The sequence below is a fragment of the Polaromonas sp. genome (assembly GCF_029945895.1).
Taxonomy (GTDB): Bacteria; Pseudomonadota; Gammaproteobacteria; order Burkholderiales; family Burkholderiaceae_C; genus Polaromonas.
Window position 1 is genome coordinate 1 of record NZ_JAQSDL010000007.1, and the last position, 5747, is coordinate 5747.

Annotated in this window: 6 protein-coding genes and 1 pseudogene; 5 read left to right on the forward strand and 2 right to left on the reverse strand. The window is 63.5% G+C overall.

From position 1 onward, the window contains the following. A partial coding sequence (locus PSV33_RS00550; protein WP_300557504.1) for a YidB family protein occupies positions 1-393 on the forward strand: 393 nt, incomplete at its 5' end. A gap of 47 nt (positions 394-440) precedes the next feature. Here the strand turns inward: PSV33_RS00550 and PSV33_RS00555 are convergent. Together PSV33_RS00555 and PSV33_RS00560 are read right to left on the reverse strand one after the other, a co-directional pair. Continuing rightward, on the reverse strand, positions 441-1721 hold the full coding sequence (locus tag PSV33_RS00555; RefSeq protein WP_300557506.1) for a phosphatidylserine/phosphatidylglycerophosphate/cardiolipin synthase family protein: 1281 nt from the start codon (positions 1719-1721) through the stop codon (positions 441-443). Positions 1722-1772: 51 nt separating this feature from the next. Further along, the gene (locus tag PSV33_RS00560; protein ID WP_300557508.1) at positions 1773-1910 is read right to left on the reverse strand and encodes a hypothetical protein; all 138 of its coding nucleotides are present in this window, start codon (positions 1908-1910) and stop codon (positions 1773-1775) included. A gap of 330 nt (positions 1911-2240) precedes the next feature. Here PSV33_RS00560 and PSV33_RS00565 point away from each other — a divergent pair, with 330 nt between their 5' ends. The 4 genes and pseudogenes from PSV33_RS00565 to PSV33_RS00580 form a co-directional block, all read left to right on the forward strand. Then, positions 2241-3917, forward strand: a complete 1677-nt coding sequence (locus tag PSV33_RS00565; protein ID WP_300557510.1) for an MORN repeat-containing protein — start codon at positions 2241-2243, stop codon at positions 3915-3917. Positions 3918-4103: 186 nt separating this feature from the next. After that, the gene (locus PSV33_RS00570) at positions 4104-4400 is read left to right on the forward strand and encodes a transglycosylase domain-containing protein (protein WP_300557512.1); all 297 of its coding nucleotides are present in this window, start codon (positions 4104-4106) and stop codon (positions 4398-4400) included. Positions 4401-4617: 217 nt separating this feature from the next. After that, positions 4618-5196 (forward strand): DUF2889 domain-containing protein, encoded by a 579-nt coding sequence (locus PSV33_RS00575; RefSeq protein ID WP_300557514.1) that lies wholly within the window; start codon positions 4618-4620, stop codon positions 5194-5196. Positions 5197-5485: 289 nt separating this feature from the next. Continuing rightward, positions 5486-5747: pseudogene (locus tag PSV33_RS00580) on the forward strand (penicillin-binding protein); the annotation flags it as partial.

Genomic DNA, 5747 nt, shown 5'->3' on the forward strand with positions numbered 1-5747 from the left:
TCTCCTTTTGCAGGAAAGGGCGGCGCCCTCATTGCCATGCTTTTGCCGCTGGCCATGCAGTGGGTGCAGCGAAACGGCGGTGTGTCCGAGGTGTTGAAGCGCTTCCAGGAAAAAGGCTACAGCCAGCAAGCCGCTTCCTGGGTGTCCACCGGCGCCAATGAAACCGTGTCAGGGGAAGCCGTGGGTGAGGTCGTCGGCCTGGATGAGCTCTCGCGGCTGTCCCGGCAGCTCGGCGTTGGCAAAGACGAAGTCTCCGAAGGTATGGCGCAGATTCTTCCGGAAGTGGTGAACCAGCTCACGCCCGACGGGAGCATGCAGGGTGATCCTGACGAAGTGCTTGGTCAAGGCATCACCGCGCTAGAGCAGTTTTTGAACCGCTTGCAGGCGCGCTGAGCGCTGCGCGCGCGCCGGGCATCCTGGCCGGTCTCACGGCGCGACGCTCACAAGACCTCGTTGAACAGGTAGAACATATTGTCTTTGGCCTTGTGCCACCAGCCGCGTTGCTGCCAGGCTTTCAGGTCAATTTCCTGGCAGCGCGCCACGTACTTTTCAAACACGGCATCGAGCTGGCCTGCCATGGCGGCGTCATGAATGCCCAGGGTGAGTTCGTCATTGGTGTCAAACGAGCGATCGTCAAAGTTGCTGGAGCCAATCGCGCTCCACACCCCGTCCACCGTCATCACTTTCTGGTGCAGCAGCGTGTGCGGGTATTCAAACAGGCGCACGCCGCACTTGAGCAGTTTTTCAAAGTTGCGGTGGCCGGCGTGCTGCACCATCGGGTTGTCCGAGCCGCTGGTCGAGGGCATCATCACCCGCACATCGACCCCGCGCTTCACCGCCTCGCCAAACGCGTCGATGGCCTCGGGCTCGGGGATGAAGTAGGGGTTCTGGATCCAGATGCGCTTTTTGGCCAGGCAGATCACGGTGTGGTGAAGAATCTTGACGGCCGGGGCCGACCCCTCGGGCTTGGCGTAGGCGGCGTGAATGGTCACTATGCCGGCGGGCGCCAGCACCGGAAACACGTCATTTCCCACGAAGAGTTCACCGGTCTGCCCGCCCCAGTTTTCGCTGAAGGCGGCCTGCACGCTGTGCACGATGGGCCCGTGCAGATGCACGCTGAGGTCGGCGTAATGTTCGCCGTCCTCTGCGTTGCCCAGCCAGGTGTCCACCACGCAGTGGCCGCCCACAAAGGCTTCGCGGCCGTCAATCACCGCCAGCTTGCGGTGATCGCGCTCATTGAGCACACCGATGTTGTAGATGTTCTTTTCGTGAAAGAAGACCAGCCTGCAGCCGGCGTCTTTCATCTGCCGGCGCGTCGCCTTGCCGACGCCTTTGGAGCCGGTGGCGTCCAGCAGCACGCGCACTTTCACGCCGGCCCTGGCCCGCTCGCACAGGGCGTCCGCCATGCGCTGGCCAAGCACGCCGTCTTTCCAGAGAAAGGTTTCGAAGTGCACGGTTTGCCGCGCGGCGCCTATGCGATCAATCAGCACGTCGAAGAAGGCGCCGTTCTCCAGCAGCTTCACCGAGTTGCCGGCCACGGCCGAGCTCAGGGTCAGGCCGGCCAGGGAAGGAATCAGCTCGTCAATCGAATCGCCGCATTCGATTTTCAGCTTGGGGCTGCGGTGGCGCTTGATCGACCAGATGACCACGCCCAGCAAGCTGGCCACACCCAGAAAAACCGCCGCTGCGCCGTGCAGCGCGCTGCCGAGGAAGGACTCCATCACGTCAACCAGCGGCTGGCATCAACGCTGGGCGAGGTCAGGTCGGTGCACTTACGCGGCACGGCGTTCCCACACGCGTTTGGCGCTGCATGCACCTTTGGCATGCCTTTCGACGTCGCTGGTGTTGTTGCCTGCAGCCTGAGTCGCCGCAGGCAGCTGCTCGTCGCCCAGCTTGAGTGTTGGGTCCACTGCGGGCAGTTGGCCGGGTTGTTGATGTTGATTCGGTCGGGTTGGACCCCGGGGTGGGTCATGGCGGGCTCCTGGGAAAAGGCGAAAGACCAGTGATGGTCGAAGCCTATCGAGGGTGATGCGGTACGGCTGTAGGCCAGCGCCGCAGCCTGCTGACCGCAGCGGGAGGTTCTTGCTAACGGGCTGCTCAGCCATGGGGACTGTTTTTCATGGCCCTGGCAGTGAGTCAGCCAGGCGATCCGGCCGGTGCGCGGGGTGTTTGCAGGCGCTGCAAACAAACGGTTACATTTTCACTTGGTCCATATAAAAAAACACTAACAGGGGATTCGCATGCGTTGGTTCCATCTCATCGGCTTTCTGGTGCTTGCCTTGCAGGCGTTCGCGGTATCGGCGGGTGTCATCCGCTACACCGACGGCGCACGTTACGAGGGGGGTGTTGAAAATGGAAATCGACAGGGCGAGGGCACTTTCTACTTCGCCAACGGCGACACGTTGTCAGCCACGCAATGGGAGTGGCGCATGGATGTGCCGGCTGGGTTTATGCGGGTCGAGCGCAAGGACGGCGATATCGCCTTCATGCACAGCCAGAAACGCTGGTTCGAGGTGAACTATGGCCTGAAGAAGAAGATGTGGGACAAGCGCGCCATGATGTTCTACAAAGTCTTGCGGGTACCGAAGGACAACATGGTGGACGTGATCGGTATGGTCAGCGAGAAGGGTTACGGCACGGCTGAAGTGGATGAAGTTCTGTTCATGAATCCCGGGCCCCGAACCATGCAGTTGTATCGCAATGAGTGCGGAATGAATACGGTTTGGCAAAATCCGCGCAGCGGGAAAACCGAGCCGCTGTTGTTGGGGGCCGAGTGTGATGCCCAGGGTTTGCCGCATGGGGCCGGGATATTCCGGTCCACTGACGGCCTGCTCGGCATTGAGGTCAACTTCGAGCACGGCGCGCTCGCCGGTGAGGCGGAGATGAAGCTGCTCAAGGTGGAAGACTACGAACGCTTGCAGGAAGGCCGGACCCGGCTGGTGTCCCTGACCTGGGCCAGAGGCAGGCCCGAGTTCGTTCTCGACCAGGGACAGAAATACCTTGAATTGCGCAATCTCTCCGTTCATCAGGAGTCCGCCGCCCAGCGCCGCTGGTCGTTTTACAACGGTGAAACCCGGAACCTGCAGCCCTACGGGAAGGGCTATTGCTACGAGGATGTCTGGCGTTTCAAAAGTGATGGCTGGCCTGTTCACGAAGTGGCAGATACCTATGTGAAAGGCCAGGCGCAGGCCTGTGAGTTCGGCAAGGCCAACGGCGAATATGCGTACCGCACGGATGAGCTGTACCGCAACCGGATACGCATGGCCGCCGCCGCCCTGGACGCCCGTTTTGCGCGGCAGGCCGAGGAACTTCGCGAGGTCGCGGAGCACAACCGACGCGAGGAGGAGCGCCGTGCCGCGGAAGACCGGGCCGACGCCGCACGGCGGCCTGTGCCCTATGTGCCGTCCGCCGTTGCGGGCGCAGCGCGGTTGCAGCAAATCCAGCGCGATGCCGAAGCGTATGGCGCCAGCCGCGCGCCCGGCCGTTCCGCCCCGACGCCGCCGATGAGCTCGTCAGCCGCTTCGGGCCGCAATGAGGGCAGCGTCGGCTCAGCCTCAGCAAGCGGCGCGGGTTCGAGCGCCGCCGATTCGTCGTCCCGACAGGCCAGCGCTGCCAGCCCAACGCCCGCGACGCAGGGCCGGAACGCCTGCCGGTTTGACGACAAGATTTTCGGCTACAACTATTCCGAAAGTGTTGCGCGCGCCTATGTCCAGAAACGTCTGGATGAAACCCGGGCGATGCGTGCTAACAAGGTCGGCGACCCGGTCCGTTTCGTCAGCGACAGCGGCATCAGCTGTGAAATCCAGCGGAACGGGGCCACGCCCAACTATCGCTGCGGGGTGGCCACCACCATCGAGGTGATGTCCCCCGGGCCATGCAGCACGAGCAGCGGTGCCGCGACCGGTGTGATGCGTTAGTCCAGCTGACGCCGGGTCGCGGGGGCGGCGCCTGATCCAGGCGGGACGGACGATGGGCGCTGTGCCTGCCGTCGTGCAGCCCGGGCTGCCCGCTCATGACAACACAGCCTGGCATTGACGTGAGCGAGCCCGCTCCTTCCCGCTTGCGCCAAGGGTGCGCTGCCGTGGGCCAGGGGCCTGGCGGCCGTGCCGGTGGTCTTGCGGGTTTTTGCGCTGGCGCTGATTCCCTTCAAGTCGAGCATCGCCGACCTGCGCAAGGCCAAGGCAGCCAAACCGGCGGTGGTGCTGTCCGGCGACGGACAGGAACTCACGGTGTGCAGCCGCGCCAACCGGGAGTGGGTGCCGCTGGCCGATATCTCGCGGCATGTGGTGAACGCCTTGCTCAGCGCCGAGGACGCCCGCTTCTACCAGCACCGCGGCATCGACCTGCGGCGCGATGCATCTTGGGCAACACGGAGTGAGCAGGGGATGTGTTCATTCTGATGGCTTGTGCAAGGGTTCGGTGTGAAGCAAAACGCGCTGACCCGGCATACGCGCAGGCCGGCCTTGGCGTTGCTATCAAATGAATAGCTGTTGGCCCAGGACTGTCGGAGGCTTGGGGCTGACTGGATGCCTGACCCGCACAGATGTCGCTGGCGGCGCAGCAGACTGGCCGCCTTGCTGGGAAAATAGTGCCTTTATCCTGAACCCGTCCTGCCCCATGCCACTGCCCGCACCCCAAGCCCGAACCCATTTGCATACACGTGCCGTCGTCTACCGGGGCTACCGGCGCGAGGACGGCCTGTGGGACATCGAGGCCGAAATGACCGATGTGCGCACCTACGAACATGTCCGCTCCGAGCGCGAGGTGCCGCCGGGGACACCCATTCACGGCATGGCCATTCGCGCCACGGTCGACGACGGCCTGGTGATTCGTGAAATTGCCAGCGCCAGCGATCACGCCCCGTTTGACGAGTGCCAGCAGGGCATTGACCCGATGCAACGGATGGTGGGCGTCACCATGGGCCCCGGCTGGCGCCAGGCCATCGAAAAGGCGCTGGGCGGCATACGCGGCTGCACCCACCTGCGGGAGATGCTGTTCAACATGGCGACGGCGGCTTACCAGACGGTGCCGGTGTACCGCGGCCACCTGCGAGCGCAGGCCGGCCTTGCAGAGTCCGCCAATGCCGAGCCGCCTTACCACCTGGGCAAATGTATCGCCTGGGATTTCGACGGTGCGGTGGTGCAGCGCCACTACCCGAAGTTTGCGGGCTGGCAGCCCTTGAAGCGCAAAGCCTGAAGGGTGATTGAACCGCGCGATGGCCGGCGCTGGTAATGGCCGGTAATGGCCGGTATTGCCCGGTAATGCCCGGTAATGGCCGGTAATGCCCGGTAACGGCCAGTGATGAAGCGGGGGGAACTATAAAAACAATAGCTGCCTGCGCTTGTCCCGCTTGGGCTGAAGCTATTTTTTGCTCTCCATGTCCGGCAACCCCGCCGCTCACGCCCAGCCCGTTCCGGCGTCCGCCCGTCGCCTTCCGCCGGCGTCCTACAGCTCCTTACAAAGGCAACCCCTACACTGTCACCCGATGAAAAAAATCTTCGCCCGCTTCCAGCCTCTTGCCGCCGCCTTTGCTGCTGAAACCCTGCGCCGCCTGCGCAACCCCACCCGGCGTGGTGTGGCCCTGTCGGTGGCCGCCATTCCTGCCTTGCTGCTGCTGTATGCGCTGGTCCTGATTCCCTTCACGCCCAGCATCAGCGACCTGCGCAAGGCCAAGGAAGAAAAGCCCGCTCGGGTGCTGTCGATCGACGGCAAGGAGCTGGCCGTGTTCAAGCGCGCCAACCGCGACT

What these genes read in the sequence shown, in the direction of transcription:
- PSV33_RS00555 (WP_300557506.1), bottom strand. Translation starts at nt 1,721, where the DNA reads ATGGAGTCCTTCCTCGGCAGCGCGCTGCACGGCGCAGCGGCGGTTTTT.
- PSV33_RS00565 (WP_300557510.1), top strand. Translation starts at nt 2,241, where the DNA reads ATGCGTTGGTTCCATCTCATCGGCTTTCTGGTGCTTGCCTTGCAGGCG.
- PSV33_RS00575 (WP_300557514.1), top strand. Translation starts at nt 4,618, where the DNA reads ATGCCACTGCCCGCACCCCAAGCCCGAACCCATTTGCATACACGTGCC.